We start from the raw sequence: 15,708 nt of genomic DNA, 5'->3' as shown, positions 1-15,708 counted from the left end.
GCGCAGATGGCGGAGACCACCGCCAGCCCGGCCGCCCCGGCAGCGCGCAGGGCAGCCGTGTCGGAGAGGGCGACCCCGCCGATGGCGACGCAGGGCAGCGACGTGGTGGCGGTCAGCCGGGCAAAGCCCTCGATGCCGAGCGGCTGCGGGTGGTCCTTCTTGGTGAGGGTCGGCCGGATCACGCCCATGCCGAGGTAGTCGACAGTTCCCGGTGCGAGCGCGTGCACCGCGTCGAGGTGGGCGGGCTGGTTGGCGGTGAGACCGAGCAGCGCGCCCGGCCCGATCAGTGCCCGAACCACGGTGGCGGGCAGGTCGGACTGGCCCACGTGCACACCGTCCACAACGGCACCCACGGCCCGGGCGGCAAGAAAGACGTCGACTCGGTCGTCGATCACGAGTGCGCACCGCCCGGCGGTCAGTCGCGCGGCTTCGAGCAGCAGGGCGTAGAGCTCGCGCGTGGAGGCGTTCTTGTCCCGAATCTGCACGACCGAGACTCCCCCGGCTACCGCGGCCTCGATCACGGCGAGCACCCCTCTGGCGCCGCTCAGGCCGGGGTCGGTCACCAGATAGGTCGAGAGGTCGACGGATGCCCGTGGCCCGGTCATTCGATCATCGCCAGGTTCCGCACGTCCTCCGCACTCACCGAAGCCAGGGCGTCGAGGAAGGCGACCGCGAAACTGCCAGGGCCGTGGGACACCGCCGCCGCCTGATCGGCCGCGATCGTGTACACGGCACACGCCGCCACCGTCGTGGACAGTCGGTCCTCGCCGAGGGCGGCGAAGGCCGCGATCACGGCGCCGAGGGCGCACCCGCCGCCGGTCACCCGGGTCAGCAGCTCGGTCCCGTTGTGCACGCGGACGTCGGTGGCGCCATCCGTCACGAGGTCCACCGGCCCGGACACGGCCACAATGGAGCCGAATCTGAGGGCAAGGTCGCGCGCGGCCGGCCGTGCGGCCTCGACCGAGTCGGTCGAGTCGACGCCGCGACCGCCGGCGCCGGTTCCGGCAAGCGCGAGGATCTCGGACGGATTGCCGCGGATGATGGTGGGACGCAGCGACAGCAGTTCGCCGGCGAGCGCGGTGCGCACCGGCAGCAGGCCGATCGCGACCGGATCGAGCACCCAGGGTGTTCCGGCGAGCGAGGCGGCACGTGCCGCCTCGAGCATGGCCACCCGCTGCTCCGCGTGCGGCGTACCGAGGTTCACCAGCAGTCCCGCCGCGATCGGGGCGAACATCGCCGCTTCGGTCGGCACGTCGGCCATGGCCGCCGAGGCCCCGACGGCCAGGAGCACGTTCGCGGTGAAATTGGTCACCACCGAGTTCGTGATGCACTGCACGAGCGGCGCCGTGCGACGCAGCTCCGCCAGGTGCTCCGCAACGGCGACCGCATGGTTGGTTGACAGACGAGAATTCACTCGGACATCCCTTCGCTAGTACTGACTAGATCAGGTTCAACGGGTTTGTTCTCAGCCGGCTGTTTGCAACGGCACCCCGTGTCACGGTTCCAGACTATGGGTTCAGCGGCAGCTCCCGCGAGGATCAGAGCCGCGCGAGTGTCTGAATATCCTCCAGAAACTCGGCGGCGACCTCGGCGGATACCGTGGTGCGCGTCGACAGGATGGCCGCGACGTAGTCCTCGGTGCTCGGGCCCGCCAGCGCCGGGGATTCCTCATCGGAGTACAGGGCCTTCTCCAGGGCGTTCTGCGAGGCTCGGTGCGCCGCGTATTCGATATCGGCCGGCGAGAACCCCTCGCTCTTCTCCACCAGCGCGGCGAGATCGACCACCCCGGTGACGGCCTCGGGAATGTAGCGTTCCCAGATGGCCTCTCGGGCGGCCACGTCGGGCAGGCCGATCGGAATGACGTAGTCGAAGCGGCCGTGACGCAGGAACGCGGAATCCAGGGCGCGGATGAAGTTGGTGGCACAGACCAGGAGCCGGCCGGGCTGGTCGCGGAAGGCGGGGATGATCTTCAAGAGCTCGTTGGTGACGCCCTGCATCGCGGAGGGCGGGTCGCCCTGCCGCTGGGCGGCGATTTCTTCCACCTCGTCAATGAACACCACGGCGTGCTCAAGCTCGGCGATCTTGAGGAAGGTCTCGCGCAGTGCCCCGGCGAGCCCCTGCGGGTCGGCGGCGAGCCGTGACGGGAAGACTTCGACGAACGACCATTCCAGCCGGGAGGCGATCGCCTTGGCGAAGGTGGTCTTGCCGGTGCCGGGAGGGCCGAAGAGCACCACCGCCTTGGGTGCGGAGACGCCATACTGATCGGCGAGGTCGGGTTTGGCGAGCGGCATCACGAGTCGTCGTTCGAGCAGCTCTTTTTCCTGCTGCATGCCACCCACCCGGCTCCACAGGTCTCGGGGCAGCAGCCGGCCCCCGAGTTCGGTGAGCAGCTTGAGTTCCTGTCGCTGCACCGGAATGTGCCGCTCGAAGTACCGCAGGTTCTTCTTCACCTCGAAGCCGCGATTGATGAAGGCATCCACTCGGGTCTCGGACTCGGGCATGAGGGCCGACAGCTTTGTCATGCCGTGCGGGGCCATCCGCGCTTCAAGGGCTGCGAGAATTGCCGTTCCGATGCCCTGGCTTTGCCAGTCGTGCGCCGTGGCGAGGAAGACGATCCAGCCCTGCGCGTGGGCGGCACGGCCCACGGCCGCACCGACGATCTCCTCACCGTGCACGGCGACGATCGCGTAGTCCTTCTGACAGGAGGCGAGCACCTCGGACAGCCCGTAGACGGGCTCGGTGTCGGAGGCCTTGATTTCCTCCCAGAGTCGCAGGATTCCGTCGAGATCGTCGGGGTGAAAGTCGCGTAGCCGCCAGCCGGTCATTGTGTACCTCACGTCAGTGGATGTGGTGCCACACTATGCCACCGCACGCACGAGTGGCCGGGAGCGCGCGCTCCCGACCACCGCGACAGAGGGTGGTGTCGGCTACTTGCCGGCGCTCACGTCCGCGTCCGTCTGCACGTCGGCGTCCGTCTTCACATCGCCGCCGGCCTTTACATCGTGATCGGCATTTACCTCATGATCAGACTGGATGTGTCCGGCGATGTTCTGGATCTCGGTGCCGTACTCACCGGCGAGGGCCTTGGACTCGATCTGATCCGCGGCGGCGGCCCGCTCGGCGTCGGGCACATCCTTCAGCGCGGTCAGATCATCCCGCAGGTTCGCGGGCAGGTTCGCGAAGAGATCGGGGTTCTCGATCAGCGCCTCGGTCACGCGCTGCGCCGTGCGCTCTGCGCTGCGGTCGGCGTGTTCGCCGGAGTGGTCGCCGGACGGGCCGGCGAGGGCGTGCAGGGCCGCGGTGAGGGGATGCTTCGGGTTATCCTGAACGGCCGTCGCGATCCTCTGCGCATCCGCGCCGTAGCCACCGGCGAGGGCCGTGGTGCCGATCTGGGCGGCGAGCGCGTCACGCTCGGAACCGGATGCCGCGTTGAGCGCTGTGAGGTCGGCCTGCAGGTTCGCGGGCAGGCTCTCGAACACCGCAGGCTGGCCGGCCACGGTCGCGGAGATCCTCTGGGCCTTCTCACCTACGCTGCCTTCCCCGGACGCGGCGGCGCGGAGCTGCTCCCTGACGGCGGCAATAACGTCGTCGGTCGTGTTGGCCTGACCGTCGGCCGCTGTGGTCGTTGTTGCGGATGTTCCCGTGGTGTCGGTCACGTGGTCGAGCGGCGCCGCCTGTGCTCCGACCGCGCCGATTCCCAGCAGGGATCCTGCGGTCATCACGGTGATGGCTCCGCCGAAAATCTTCTTCTTGAGGGGAGTGTTGAACGCCTTGGAGGTGTGGTTCTGGGGCATTTTTTGTTCCTTTCGATAGCTCGTGGCTCCCGACCATCGCCGGAGTGCCACGGGGGCATTGCCCGAGCATAGGTATGCTTTCGTTGCCGAGCCTCCGTGCCAGCTGGGCACTCAGGTTCGCGCCCCCCTTTCGGTGGGCAGCGAACCCCGCCGCCGGCCCCTCGCTCGCTGGTTCTGAGACCGATACCGCGACCTCGGTCGCGGCGGGAACGGGCGAACACCCTCAGCTTTTTCACATGGTTTTCACATGCCCCATGGCAGCACGGGCGTGCTCATCGGATACTCTGTGGGGGTATTACAATTCGATCGGATGCTGACGGTGACGGGTGGTGAGATGGCCGACAACTCTCGCCCACGAGTGACGGTGGCCGCGGTGCTCGCCGTCGTCGCGCTGGCCGCCCTGCTCTTCGGCCTGCTGGCCATGCATTCCGCGAAGACCGGGTATTCCATGAGCATCCCGCTGCCTGAAACGACAGCCGTCGCCGCGCATTCTCCCCTGGCCATGCCCGAGTCGGCCGGGGCATCAGGGACATCAGGCGCAACAGGCGCATCCGTGGCATCCGTGGCATCCGCCACCGTGATGCTGATGCCGGAGGCCCTGTCCGCGAGCATGCACAGCGGGATGTTGGACTGTGCCCTGCTGGCGCTGACCTGCGTGATGTTCGCGGTCGTTGTGCTGCTCGTGCTGCTGCTGCGTCGCCCGGAGCGCCATCGATTACTCCTCGAGACCGGCGGTGCAGACATCCCTGCACCAGAGCCCCACCCGGCACCGCGGCACACCCACCGCCCCACCCTCACCCTGCTGTCCATCTGCCGCACGTAGGCCGAGCCCCGCTCCCGCGACCCCCGTCGCGCTGTTCCGAGGTTCCCCCATGCTCACTCTGATTGGACACACCATGATCACCACACGCACGTCATTTCTCGCCGCCGCCGCCATTGCCGCGGCACTCACCCTCAGTTCCTGCGCGGTCGCGGCCCCCGCTCCCGCCCCGGGGGCGGGGTCAACCTCGAGCCCGTCATCGAGCACGGGAGCCTTCAACGACGCCGACGTTTTGTTCGCCCAGTTGATGATTCCGCACCACGAGCAGGCCGTCGAGATGAGCGACGACCTGCTCGCCAAGGAGGGCGTCGATTCCCGGGTCACCGACATCGCGACCGCCATCAAGGCCGCCCAGCAGCCCGAAATCGATCAGATGCAGGGCTGGCTCACGCAGTGGGGCGCCGAGGAGACCGACCCCAGCGGCATGGGCGGTATGGGCGACATGGGCGACGGCGGTATGGGTAACGGCTCGAACGGCATGATGAGCGACGATGACATGATGGCCCTGCGCGACTCCTCAGCAGCGGATGCGGGCGCGCTCTTCCTGCGGCAGATGATCATGCACCACGAGGGGGCGATCGTGATGGCGAAGGCCGAGATCGCCGACGGGGAGAGCGCCGAGGCACAGGCCCTCGCGGAGGCGATCGTGTCCTCACAGACCGCCGAGATCGCCCAGATGAACGACCTGCTCGCAGCCCTCTAGCACCGCCGGGATTCCGTCGTCGCGAGGCGACGGAATCCCCGTTCAGGCCTGTCGGCGCGTTCGCACGGCCTCAATGAGCTGCGGCACGACCGTGAACAGGTCACCGACGACGCCGAAGTCGGCCACCTCGAACAGCGGGGCATCGGCGTCTTTGTTGATCACGACGATCGTCTTCGCGCTCTGCATACCGGCACGATGCTGGATCGCTCCGGAGATGCCGAGGGCGATGTAGAGGTCCGGAGACACGGTCACGCCCGTCTGGCCGACCTGCCTGTTGTGGTCGCAGTAGTCGGCGTCGACGGCGGCGCGAGACGCCCCGACGGCGGCACCGAAAACATCCGCCAGCTGCTCCACGAGCGTGAAATTCTCCCGCGAGCCGAGGCCGCGCCCGCCGGACACCACCACGCTCGCCGACATGAGGTCGGGCCGGTCGGTTGCGGCGGTCTCGGCGTGCACCGCGGTGATCTGCGCCGCATGCGCGCCGTTGAGGCTGATCGCCAGATCGACTCGTTCCGGTTCGGTGGCCGGTACCGTGCCCGCTATGGAGTGCGGACGAATCGTCACGACGGGCAGGGACTTGGCTGCCGCCCGCACGATGTAGGCACCGCCGAGGGCCTGCATGGTGGCCACGATGCCGTCGTCGGTCGATTCGATGTCGACGGCATCGTTGATGAGCCCCGCGGCGAGACGCACGCTGAGCCGCGCGGCAATTTCCCGGCCCGCGATGCTCGCGGTGATCAGCACGCCCTCCACGGCGCCGGCCGCTGCCACGGCGGCCTCAAGCGCGGCCACGGCCGGCGTGATCAGCAGGGTTTCGGCCTCATCCGCTTCAGCCACATACACGCGCTGGGCCCCGAGCGCCCCGAGCGCGGCGACGAGCGCGTCGCCGGTGCCGGGGCGGCCGACGAGAACCGCACTGGGCTCGCCGAGTCGTGCGGCAGCGGCCAGAAGTTCCCCGGTGACGGCGGTGAGCGTTCCCTGCGAGTGCTCGGCGAGCACGAGAATCTGTCCCATGATGGTGTCCTTCACATTCGGGTTCGGTCAAGTTGGGTTCGGTCGAGTCGGTTCGGTCGAGTCGATCTAGAGGAGCTTGGCGGCGACCAGGAAGTCGGCGAGCTGCGTGGCACCCGTGCCGTCATCCGTGATCACGGTGCCGGCACTGCGCTGCGGTCGGGCCGTCACGTCGCGCACGAGCGACCAGGCGTGGGCGCCGCCGAGTTCTGTCGGTTCGAGCCCGAGGTCCGCGGCGGAGAGTGTGGTCAGGGGCTTCTTCTTCGCTCCCATGATGCCGCGGAAGGTGGGAAAGCGGGGGTCGGGGGCCTGCTCGGTCATGGAGATGATTGCGGGCAAGTGGGCCCGAACATCGAGGGAACCGTCCTCAACCGCACGGCTGCCGCTCACGATATCGCCGTCCACGACCACCGTGCTCAGGAAGGTGAGCTGGGCCAGGTCGAGCCGTTCCGCGAGCATGGCCGGGATCGCACCCGTGGCACCGTCGGTCGACTCCGTGCCGGCGATCACCAGGTCGAAGTCCAGGGTGCGCAGCGCGGCGGCGAGCGCAGCCGATGTCTGCAGGGCATCTGAGCCGGCGAAGGCCGCATCCGTCACCAGCATCGCCGAATCGGCGCCCATGGACAGCGCCTTGCGGAGCACATCCACGGCCCCGGGCGGCCCCATTGTCAGCACCGTCACCGTGCCCTTGTGTGCCTCACGGAGCTGCAGCGCCGTCTCGACCGCCCGCTCGGTGATCTCGTCGATGACGGCCGAGGCAGACTCCCGATCGACGGTACCGTCGGCCCGAAGGGTGCGTTCGCCCCAGGTATCGGGGACCTGCTTGACCAGAACAACGATCTTCATGTGCTTCTCTCCTTCGAGGGCGGCGGCGTGCGTCTTGACCAAGATACTAGGAAGACCTAGTAATTACTAGGTCTTCCTAGTATCTTGGCTGAGACAGCACAAGGACGTCGCTACGGAAAGCAGGTTCGGCATGGTTCGCGAATTGACGCACTTCATCGGGGGCACGCACGTTGCCGGCACATCGGGCCAGTTCTCCGATGTTTTCGATCCCAACACCGGCCTGGTTCAGGCTCGTGTGCCGCTCGCCAGCCGGGAAGAGACCGAGGCCGCGATCGCCAACGCCGAGGAAGCACAACTCGCCTGGGGTGCGTGGAACCCGCAGCGGCGCGCCCGCGTGCTCATGCGCTTCCTCGACCTCGTGAACGCCGAAATGGACTCCCTCGCGCGCCTGCTGTCCTCCGAGCACGGCAAGACGATCGCCGATGCGAAGGGCGATATCCAGCGCGGCCTCGAGGTGATCGAGTTCGCCGCCGGAGGCCCGCATCTGCTCAAGGGCGAGTACAGCACCGGGGCAGGCACCGACATCGACGTCTACTCCATGCGCCAGCCGCTCGGCGTGGTCGCCGGCATCACCCCCTTCAACTTTCCGGCGATGATCCCGCTGTGGAAGGCCGGGCCCGCTCTCGCGAGCGGTAACTCGTTCATCCTCAAGCCGTCGGAGCGCGACCCGTCTGTGCCGCTGCGCATCGCCGAGCTGTTCCTTGAGGCGGGACTTCCTGCCGGGGTCTTCAACGTGGTGAACGGCGGCAAGGACACGGTCGACGCCCTGCTGGAGGATTCTCGCGTGAAGGCGATCGGCTTTGTCGGTTCCACACCGATCGCTCAGTACATCTACGAGCGGGCCGCCGCCAACGGCAAGCGAGCGCAGTGCTTCGGCGGCGCCAAAAACCACATGATCGTCATGCCGGACGCCGACCTCGACATGGTCGCCGACACGCTGATCGGTGCCGGCTACGGGGCCGCCGGCGAGCGCTGCATGGCCATCTCGGTTGCCGTTCCCGTGGGCAAGGCCACGGCGGATGCCCTCGTAGCCAAGCTCATCGAGCGCGTGAAGACAGTGAAGGTCGGCCACTGCCTCGATGAGAAAGCCGACTACGGCCCCCTCATCAATCAGCCGGCCGTGGATCGAGTCTCCGAGTACATCCAGGTGGGTATCGACGAGGGCGCCGACCTCGTGGTCGACGGTCGGGATTTCCGTCTCGACGGTTACGAAAACGGTTTCTTCATGGGCCCGAGCCTGTTCGACAACGTGACGGCCGACATGCGCATCTACCTTGAGGAGATCTTCGGTCCCGTGCTGATCATCGTTCGCGCCGACAACTACGAGGAGGCCCTCCGCCTGCCGAGCGAGCACGAATACGGAAACGGCGTCTCGATCTACACCAACGACGGTGGCACCGCGCGGGACTTCGCCGCCCGCGTCAACACCGGCATGGTGGGCGTCAACGTGCCCATCCCCGTGCCGATCGCGTACCACTCGTTCGGCGGGTGGAAGCGTTCCGGCTTCGGCGACCTCAATCAGCACGGCCCGGATTCGTTCCGGTTCTACACCAAGACCAAAACGGTCACCTCACGCTGGCCCAACGGTGTCAAGGATGAGTCCAGTTTCGTCATTCCGACGATGGGTTGAGCATGTTCCAGCTGACGGATGAACAACAGGACATCGTGGAGATGGTGCGCGACTTCGCCACGACAGCGCTCGCCCCGCACGCCGTGGAATGGGACGCGACGAAACACTTCCCCATCGACGTGCTCGAGGAGGCGGGCGGCCTCGGCATGGGCGGCATCTACGTCAAGGAAGATGTGGGCGGCTCCGGCCTCACCCGAAGCGATGCCGCGCGAATCTTCGAGGAACTCGCCAAGGGTGACCCCACGATTGCCGCCTACATCTCCATCCACAACATGGTGGCCTGGATGATCGACACCTTCGGCACCGACGAGCAGCGCACCGAATGGATCCCGGGGCTGGCCGCGATGACGGCTCTCGGCAGCTACTGCCTGACCGAACCCGACGCCGGATCTGACGCGGGTGCCCTGCGCACCCGGGCCGTGCGTGACGGCGACGAGTACGTGCTGAACGGGGTGAAGCAGTTCATCTCCGGCGCCGGCTCGTCGAGCGTGTACATCGTGATGGCCCGCACGAGCGACACCGGCAACCAGGGCATCTCGGCGATCATCGTTCCGGCCGGAACCCCGGGGCTGTCCTTCGGTCCGAACGAGAAGAAGATGGGCTGGAACGCCATGCCCACCGCCCAGGTGATTCTGGAAGACGTGCGGGTGCCCGTGACACACCGTCTCGGCGCAGAGGGCGACGGCTTCGGCATCGCCATGAAGGGCCTCAACGGCGGGCGCATCAACATGGGCGCCTGTTCTCTCGGCGGGGCCCAATGGGCGCTCGACCAGACCGTGGCCTATCTCAAGGAGCGTCAGGCTTTCGGCAAACCGCTGATCGCCCAGCAGGCCCTGCTGTTCGAACTCGCCGACATGGACACCGAACTCGAAACCGCCCGCACCATGATCTGGCGCGCGGCGGATGCCCTCGATCGTGGCGCGCCCGACCGGGTGAGACTCTGCGCCATGGCCAAGCGTGTGGCCACCGACACCGGCTTCTCGGTGGCCAATCGGGCCATCCAGCTGCACGGCGGCTACGGCTACCTCAGCGAGTACGGAATCGAGAAGGTCGTGCGCGACCTTCGCGTGCACCAAATCCTCGAAGGAACCAATGAGATTATGCGCCTGATCATCGGCCGCAGCCTGGCGGACGCCTCGTGACCGCCGCGCAGGAACCGGAGCCCGAGGTACTCGTGCGCCGGGAGGGCGGCATCGGCCACCTCATCCTGAACCGCCCGAAGGCCATGAACGCCCTCACCCACGGCATGATGATGACCATCGGTCGCACGCTCACCGAGTGGGCGACGGATGACGCGGTGCACGCCGTGCTCCTCACGGGGGCCGGGGAGCGCGCGCTCTGCGCCGGCGGCGACATCGTGGCGATCTACCGCGACACCGTGGCCGGCGGTACCGGGACCGAGACGTTCTGGGCCGGCGAGTACCCGGTGAATCTGCAGATCGCCCGGTATCCCAAACCCTTCATCGCGGTGATGGACGGACTCGTGCTCGGCGGCGGCGTGGGCGTGTCCGCGCACGCCGCCGTGCGCATCGTCACCGAACGCACCAAGGTGGGGATGCCGGAGACAGCGATCGGCTTCGTGCCCGATGTCGGGGGCACCTATCTGTTCTCGCGCTCCCCCGGCGAACTCGGCACGCACCTCGCCCTCACGGCCGGCACGGCCACGGGCGCCGACGCGATCATGCTCGGTCTCGCGGACCGATTCATGCCCAGCGAGAACCTGCCTGCCCTCGTGCGGGCCCTCGAACAGATGAGCCACGTGGACGACCTGCCGGCGACACTGGACTCCGTCACCGAGACGCCGCCCCCGGCGCCCCTCCTCGCGTCCGTGGCGTGGATCGACGCCTGCTACTCGGCACCGACGGCGGAGCTCATCGTGGCAAACCTGCAGCAGTCCACCAGCGCGGATGCCCGCGCCACGGCGGACGCCATTCTGGCCAAGTCCCCCACCGCGGTGAAGGTGACACTCGAATCCCTGCGCCGCGCCCGACAGCTGCCCAGCCTGGAAGCGGTCCTCGAACAGGAATTCCGCGTCTCGATACACAGCCTCAAGCGGCCGGACTTCCGTGAGGGTATTCGCGCCATGGTGATCGACAAGGATCGAACCCCGCAGTGGTCACCCGGCACACTCGAGGACGTCAGCGATGACGAGGTCGCCTCGCACTTCACCGACCTCGGTCCGGATGAGCTTCGCCTCACGGAGCTCGCCCGCCCCCACACGAATTGAACAGGAGAGTGTCATGAGCACACGAATCGCATTCATCGGGCTGGGCCACATGGGCGGGCCCATGGCGGCCAACCTCGTGGCGGTCGGCCACACGGTCACCGGGTTCGACCTGGTGCCGGCGGCGCTCGAACAGGCCACCATCAATGGAATCACCGTGGCGGAGTCCGCGGCCGCGGCCGTAGCCGACGCTGAGGTCATCATCACGATGCTGCCGAGCGGGCGGCACGTGCTCGGCGCATACCAGGGCGATGAGACCACCCCCGGGCTGATCGCATCCGCTGCCCCGAACACGCTCTTTCTGGAGTGCTCGACGATTGATGTGGACGATGCGCGTACTGCGCGGGACCTCGCGGTCGCGGCGGGTCACCGTGGTCTGGATGCCCCGGTGTCGGGCGGCGTGGGCGGGGCGACGGCCGGCACCCTCACCTTCATGGTGGGAGCGGAGGCTGCGGACTTCGAATCGGCGAAGCCGGTGCTCGAGGTAATGGGGGCCCGAATCGTGCACTGCGGCGGCTCGGGTGGTGGTCAGGCCGCCAAGATCTGCAACAACATGATCCTGGGCGTCTCCATGATCGCCGTGAGCGAGGCGTTCGTGCTCGGTGAGAAGCTGGGACTGACGCACGAGGCCCTCTTCGATGTGGCGTCGGCGGCGTCGGGCCAATGTTGGGCGCTCACCACGAACTGCCCCGTGCCCGGGCCGGTGCCCACGAGCCCGGCGAACCGCGATTACCAGCCCGGTTTCGCCGGTGCCCTGATGGCCAAAGACCTCGGTCTCGCCGTCAACGCCCTCGAAAGCACCGGGGTGAGTGCCGAGCTGGGCACGTTGGCCGCCGCCATCTACCGCCGCTTCGCCGAGGAGGACGGCGGTAGCGGCCAGGACTTCTCGGGCATCATCAACACCATTCGCGCCAATTCAGCGGTCACCAACTACGCGACACCTCACTCCTGCCAGTACCCCGCCTTGCCGAGCAGCTGTGTCTCCCGACCGGCGTCGGCGGGCACGGCGACCTCGGGCGGGAAAACGCCCATCTCGCGCCAGCCGTCGATCTGGGGCACTATCTCCTCCCACAGGTTGTCGACGAGCGTGTCGCCCAGGCGGAAGGGCACCTCGATCAGCCGGGCGATCGACCAGGCCTGGAATGCCCGATACACACTCACGTGCTGCAGGTACTCGGCGAGTGGAAAGTCGCCGTAGCTGAGGTGCACGACCTTCTCGGGGTCGAGGTCGGCGGTGATGGCGGCCGTCGCACGGTCGTTCAGCCGGTCGTAACTGGCCACCGGATCGTCCCCGAGCAGGTCGCCGTCGTAGGTTGTGCCGGCGTCCTCGATGGTGCGGCCCGCAAGCACGTCGGGAACCCAAGCCTCGTCCCGGGCGTGGGACGCCAGAACGTCCCGCAGCGTGGGATTCGGCTTCTGGGACCATTCGGCAGGGGCGGCCAGCCCGAGCTGCTGCGGGGTGATCCGGTCGACGACGGAGCGCAACGCGGCATCCGCCTGAAGGAACAACTCTGCCTGCTTCATGCCCGGGATGCTAGCACGCGTGCAGGCACCGCCCCGCTGGTCGAGGCGCGAGGAACGAGCGATCGAGCTGGTCGGGCGCTTCGCGCCATCGTGGGAGGGGGAGATGCGCCGCGGTTTCCCCATTCCGCTGGTCGAGGAACGCCGTCTACGGCGCCGGTTGTCGAGCCTGTCGAGACACGAGACACGAGACACGGGACACGGTGAGCCGAGTTTGAGAGTCAGGTTGCGCGGTCTCGAGACGCTCGTTCCTCGCTCCTCGACCAGCGAGATGGGGAGAGGCGCCGTATCTCCTTAGGAGACCTGGCAAGACGGTCCTTAGACCCGGGTCCGGTCCGAGGGCCGGCTCGCGCGGTCTCAATCTCGACAGGCTCGATCCAAGCGCTCCTTCGTCGCGCCTCGACCAGCGAGAGGGGGAGAGGCGCTGCATCTCCTGAGGCGGGGGAAAAGCGCCGCGGTTTCCCCATTCCGCTGGTCGAGGAACGCCGTCTACGGCGTGTCTCGAGACCCGGTGAGCCGAGTCTGAGAGTCAGCTTGCGCGGTTTCGATCTCGACAGGCTCGATCCAAGCGCTCCTTCGTCGCGCCTCGACCAACGAGTTGGTCAGCGGGCGGTGGCCAGCATGTAGGGCACCGCGTCGCGCTTGCGGTGCTCGTCGAGCAGCTGGGCACAGCGGATGAACCCGAGGTGGGAGTACGCCTGCGGGTGGTTTCCGAGGTGGATCTCCGTGGCGGGGTCAAACTCCTCGGATAGCAGGCCGGTGGGTCCGGTGAGGGTGACCAACTGGTCGAACAGGGCCTCGGCCTCGTCGAACCGGCCGGTGAGCAGATACGCCTCGATCAGCCACGTCGTGCAGATGTGGAAGCCGCCCTCGAGACCCGGGAGGCCGTCGTCGTAGCGGTAGCGGAACACCGTCGGGCCGACGCGCAGTTCGCGTTCGACCGCGCTGACGGTCTGGTAAAAACGCGGGTCGTTCACGTCGAGCAGCCCGGACAGACCGATGTGCAGCACGGCGGCGTCGAGGTCAGGGCTGTCGTAGGCCACGGTGTACGACTTCACGTCGTCATCCCAACCCTCGATCAGCACGTCTTCGCGAATCGTCTCGGCGAGCAGCTCCCAGTGCGGCTCGGGCGTGCGGCCGTGTCGGGCGGCGACACGGAGAGCGCGGTCGATCGTGACCCAGCACATGGTCTTCGTGTAGGTGTGGTGGCGCGGGGAGCGACGGGCCTCCCAGATGCCATGGTCGGGTTCCTGCCAGCGGCTCTCGACCGCGTCGACCATCTGCCCCAGGAGACCCCACTGGAAATCGGTCAGTTCTCCGCGACGCGCGCTGAGCGTGTCGATGAGTTCGGCAATCGGACCGAACACGTCGAGCTGCACCTGATTGTCCGCGGCGTTGCCGATACGCACCGGACGTGAGCCGGCGTAGCCGGGCAGCGACTCGAGGCTGGCTTCAGTCGAGAGCGAGTACCCCGAGACCGAGTAAAGCGGATGCAGCCACTCGGCGCCCGGGCTGCGCTGCAGGATTCCATCGAGCCACTGCAGGAAGCCTTCGGCCTCGACGGTGGACCCGAGGTCGACGAGCGCCTTCACGGTCATGGACCCGTCGCGGAGCCAGCAGTAGCGGTAATCCCAGTTGCGGGTTCCGCCGATGCCCTCGGGCAGGGACGTGGTCGACGCGGCCAGGACCGCACCGGTGGGCTCGTACGTCAGGGCGCGCAGCACGAGGGCCGAACGCCCCACGAGGGCCGGCTTCACGTTCGGAAGCGTGAGCTTGCCGACCCAGGCGCGCGACGATGCCGCGACGGCCGCGCGGCGTTCGGGCTCCCCAGCCGCGTCCGGAGCCAGGGAATCGGTGTCGCCGCAGCGCAGGTTGAGCACAACCGGTCCCTTCGACAGGTCAACGACGGCGGTTGCCGTGGCGTTGCGCCCGTCGGAGGTGATCGCGAAGTCGACGCCCGGCGACGAGAGTGTGATCGGATCGGACGTGCCGGTGATGTGCACGCCCACGGCATCCGCATGCATGTTGAAGTAGGCCGCCGAGTAGTCGGGGCGCGGCGCGAAGATGATCTTGGCCGAGCCGGTGCCCGTGAGTACGCGCACGAGGTTCGTGATGCCGAGCGGTGACGGTTCGATGTAATCCTTCACCGTGACATCCGCCCAGCGCGTCTCCACGATCATCGTGTTGTCGAGGTAGCGCTGTCCGAGCACCCGGGACTTCTTCACGGGCTCGATCGAGAAGTGGCCGGCCTCATCGCTGCCCAGAATACTGGCGAACAGCGATCCGGAGTCGGGCAGCGGATGCGTCATCCAGCAGATGCGGGCATCCGGGGTGACGAGTGCCGTCGTGGTGCCGTCGCCGATCATGGAGTGGCGCTCGATGGCCACGACCTCCTGACCGAACAGCCAGTCCTTGCGCAGCTCGAAGAGCAGCGCCAGCATCTGCGCCAAAACCTCGGGGCCGCTGATGTGGTGCGCTGCCACGGATTCGCCGGCACCGACGCGCACGCCCATGTCGGGACCGTGCAGGGTGTTCATGGCGTGCTCGTCACTGGCCGCGTCACCGGCGAAAAAGGCTGCGCTCACACCCAGGCGGGTGCGCAGCCGATCCAGGGCGATGCCGGAGTCCTCGGCCTCGCCAGAGGTGGCGGCGGCGGCGAAGAACTCGGAATCGAATTCGGCTCCGTGCGAGCCGACGAGGTGCACCTCGCGCGGAAGACGCGAATCGGCCGCGAGGTCACGCAACGGGCGTCCGGACAGCACGGCCGTGTGGGTGTTGGGCAGGGCGGCCAGGGCGCGCAACGCCGTGGCAGATTCGGCCAGCGGCTGCGAGGGAACGGCCGAATCGCCGTGATAGGACAGCGTGCCGCCGTAGTTGCACGCAACGAGCAACGACGGTGTGCGGGCCAGCTGTTGAAGGTCTTGCAGCAGTCCGAGTGACAGGCCTGCAACGGAGCGGGGAAGATGGCTCGAACGAATCAGGCTTTGTGGCATTGCGTGAGTCCTTGGGGCTGGATTTCGGGGCAGGGAACATACCGTTGTGCCGTAATCGGAAGAGTCCCGATTCTCGATAGTGTCACCCAGTCAGCTATTACAAGAATCGCTGACGCGAATCGAGCGCTATCTCTCAACCCATGAACGAAGGTTAGACCTTCTTCAC

General features: G+C 67.5%; 13 protein-coding genes, 1 pseudogene and 1 riboswitch. Of the genes and pseudogenes, 6 read left to right on the top strand and 8 right to left on the bottom strand.

Features of this window, described 5'->3' with window-relative positions; translation table 11 throughout:
* The 4 genes from thiE to JF66_RS11650 form a co-directional block, all read right to left on the bottom strand.
* The coding region (thiE, locus tag JF66_RS11665; protein WP_035878097.1) for a thiamine phosphate synthase at positions 1-605 on the bottom strand (605 nt) is incomplete at its 3' end.
* Positions 602-1,414, bottom strand: coding sequence for a hydroxyethylthiazole kinase (gene thiM / locus JF66_RS11660; RefSeq protein ID WP_197059400.1), 813 nt, complete (start codon positions 1,412-1,414; stop codon positions 602-604). The genes thiM and thiE, both read right to left, overlap by 4 nt.
* Positions 1,405-1,503, bottom strand: a riboswitch (TPP riboswitch). It overlaps the preceding gene by 10 nt.
* A gap of 35 nt (positions 1,504-1,538) precedes the next feature.
* Complete coding sequence (locus tag JF66_RS11655) at positions 1,539-2,825, bottom strand: ATP-binding protein (RefSeq protein ID WP_035878096.1); 1,287 nt, start codon at positions 2,823-2,825, stop codon at positions 1,539-1,541.
* Positions 2,826-2,927: 102 nt separating this feature from the next.
* Positions 2,928-3,794, bottom strand: a complete 867-nt coding sequence (locus tag JF66_RS11650; RefSeq protein ID WP_035878094.1) for a hypothetical protein — start codon at positions 3,792-3,794, stop codon at positions 2,928-2,930.
* Between the two features lie 247 nt (positions 3,795-4,041).
* Between JF66_RS11650 and JF66_RS11645 the strand changes: the two genes are divergently transcribed.
* Both JF66_RS11645 and JF66_RS11640 read left to right on the top strand, forming a co-directional pair.
* Positions 4,042-4,617, top strand: coding sequence for a hypothetical protein (locus tag JF66_RS11645; protein ID WP_156109757.1), 576 nt, complete (start codon positions 4,042-4,044; stop codon positions 4,615-4,617).
* Between the two features lie 49 nt (positions 4,618-4,666).
* On the top strand, positions 4,667-5,317 hold the full coding sequence (locus JF66_RS11640) for a DUF305 domain-containing protein (protein WP_231556393.1): 651 nt from the start codon (positions 4,667-4,669) through the stop codon (positions 5,315-5,317).
* A gap of 42 nt (positions 5,318-5,359) precedes the next feature.
* Here JF66_RS11640 and JF66_RS11635 read toward each other — a convergent pair whose 3' ends face one another.
* Both JF66_RS11635 and JF66_RS11630 read right to left on the bottom strand, forming a co-directional pair.
* The gene (locus JF66_RS11635; RefSeq protein WP_035878092.1) at positions 5,360-6,331 is read right to left on the bottom strand and encodes an electron transfer flavoprotein subunit alpha/FixB family protein; all 972 of its coding nucleotides are present in this window, start codon (positions 6,329-6,331) and stop codon (positions 5,360-5,362) included.
* Between the two features lie 66 nt (positions 6,332-6,397).
* A complete protein-coding gene (locus tag JF66_RS11630; RefSeq protein ID WP_035878104.1) occupies positions 6,398-7,174 on the bottom strand; it encodes an electron transfer flavoprotein subunit beta/FixA family protein in 777 nt (258 codons plus the stop codon).
* Between the two features lie 130 nt (positions 7,175-7,304).
* On the opposite strand from JF66_RS11630, the gene JF66_RS11625 reads away from it, so the two are divergent.
* The 4 genes and pseudogenes from JF66_RS11625 to mmsB form a co-directional block, all read left to right on the top strand.
* Positions 7,305-8,804 carry a CoA-acylating methylmalonate-semialdehyde dehydrogenase gene (locus JF66_RS11625; protein WP_035878091.1) on the top strand — a complete coding sequence of 500 codons (1,500 nt, stop codon included), beginning with the start codon at positions 7,305-7,307 and terminating at the stop codon, positions 8,802-8,804.
* A 2-nt stretch (positions 8,805-8,806) separates the two neighbouring features.
* Positions 8,807-9,946 carry an acyl-CoA dehydrogenase family protein gene (locus JF66_RS11620; RefSeq protein WP_035878090.1) on the top strand — a complete coding sequence of 380 codons (1,140 nt, stop codon included), beginning with the start codon at positions 8,807-8,809 and terminating at the stop codon, positions 9,944-9,946.
* Positions 9,943-11,031 carry an enoyl-CoA hydratase/isomerase family protein gene (locus JF66_RS11615; RefSeq protein ID WP_035878089.1) on the top strand — a complete coding sequence of 363 codons (1,089 nt, stop codon included), beginning with the start codon at positions 9,943-9,945 and terminating at the stop codon, positions 11,029-11,031. Before JF66_RS11620 ends, JF66_RS11615 begins: the two co-directional genes overlap by 4 nt.
* A gap of 13 nt (positions 11,032-11,044) precedes the next feature.
* Positions 11,045-11,947 (top strand): annotated as a pseudogene (gene mmsB, locus JF66_RS11610) (3-hydroxyisobutyrate dehydrogenase); the annotation flags it as partial.
* A gap of 23 nt (positions 11,948-11,970) precedes the next feature.
* Here the strand turns inward: mmsB and JF66_RS24360 are convergent.
* Together JF66_RS24360 and JF66_RS11600 are read right to left on the bottom strand one after the other, a co-directional pair.
* The gene (locus tag JF66_RS24360; RefSeq protein ID WP_231556392.1) at positions 11,971-12,552 is read right to left on the bottom strand and encodes a hypothetical protein; all 582 of its coding nucleotides are present in this window, start codon (positions 12,550-12,552) and stop codon (positions 11,971-11,973) included.
* A 599-nt stretch (positions 12,553-13,151) separates the two neighbouring features.
* On the bottom strand, positions 13,152-15,542 hold the full coding sequence (locus JF66_RS11600) for a trehalase-like domain-containing protein (RefSeq protein WP_051973460.1): 2,391 nt from the start codon (positions 15,540-15,542) through the stop codon (positions 13,152-13,154).
* Positions 15,543-15,708 lie beyond the last annotated feature (166 nt).

This window comes from Cryobacterium sp. MLB-32, from assembly GCF_000738085.1.
Classification (GTDB): domain Bacteria; phylum Actinomycetota; class Actinomycetes; order Actinomycetales; family Microbacteriaceae; genus Cryobacterium.
The sequence above is the reverse complement of the archived record's forward strand: the minus strand, read 5'-3'. Positions and strand labels throughout refer to the sequence as shown.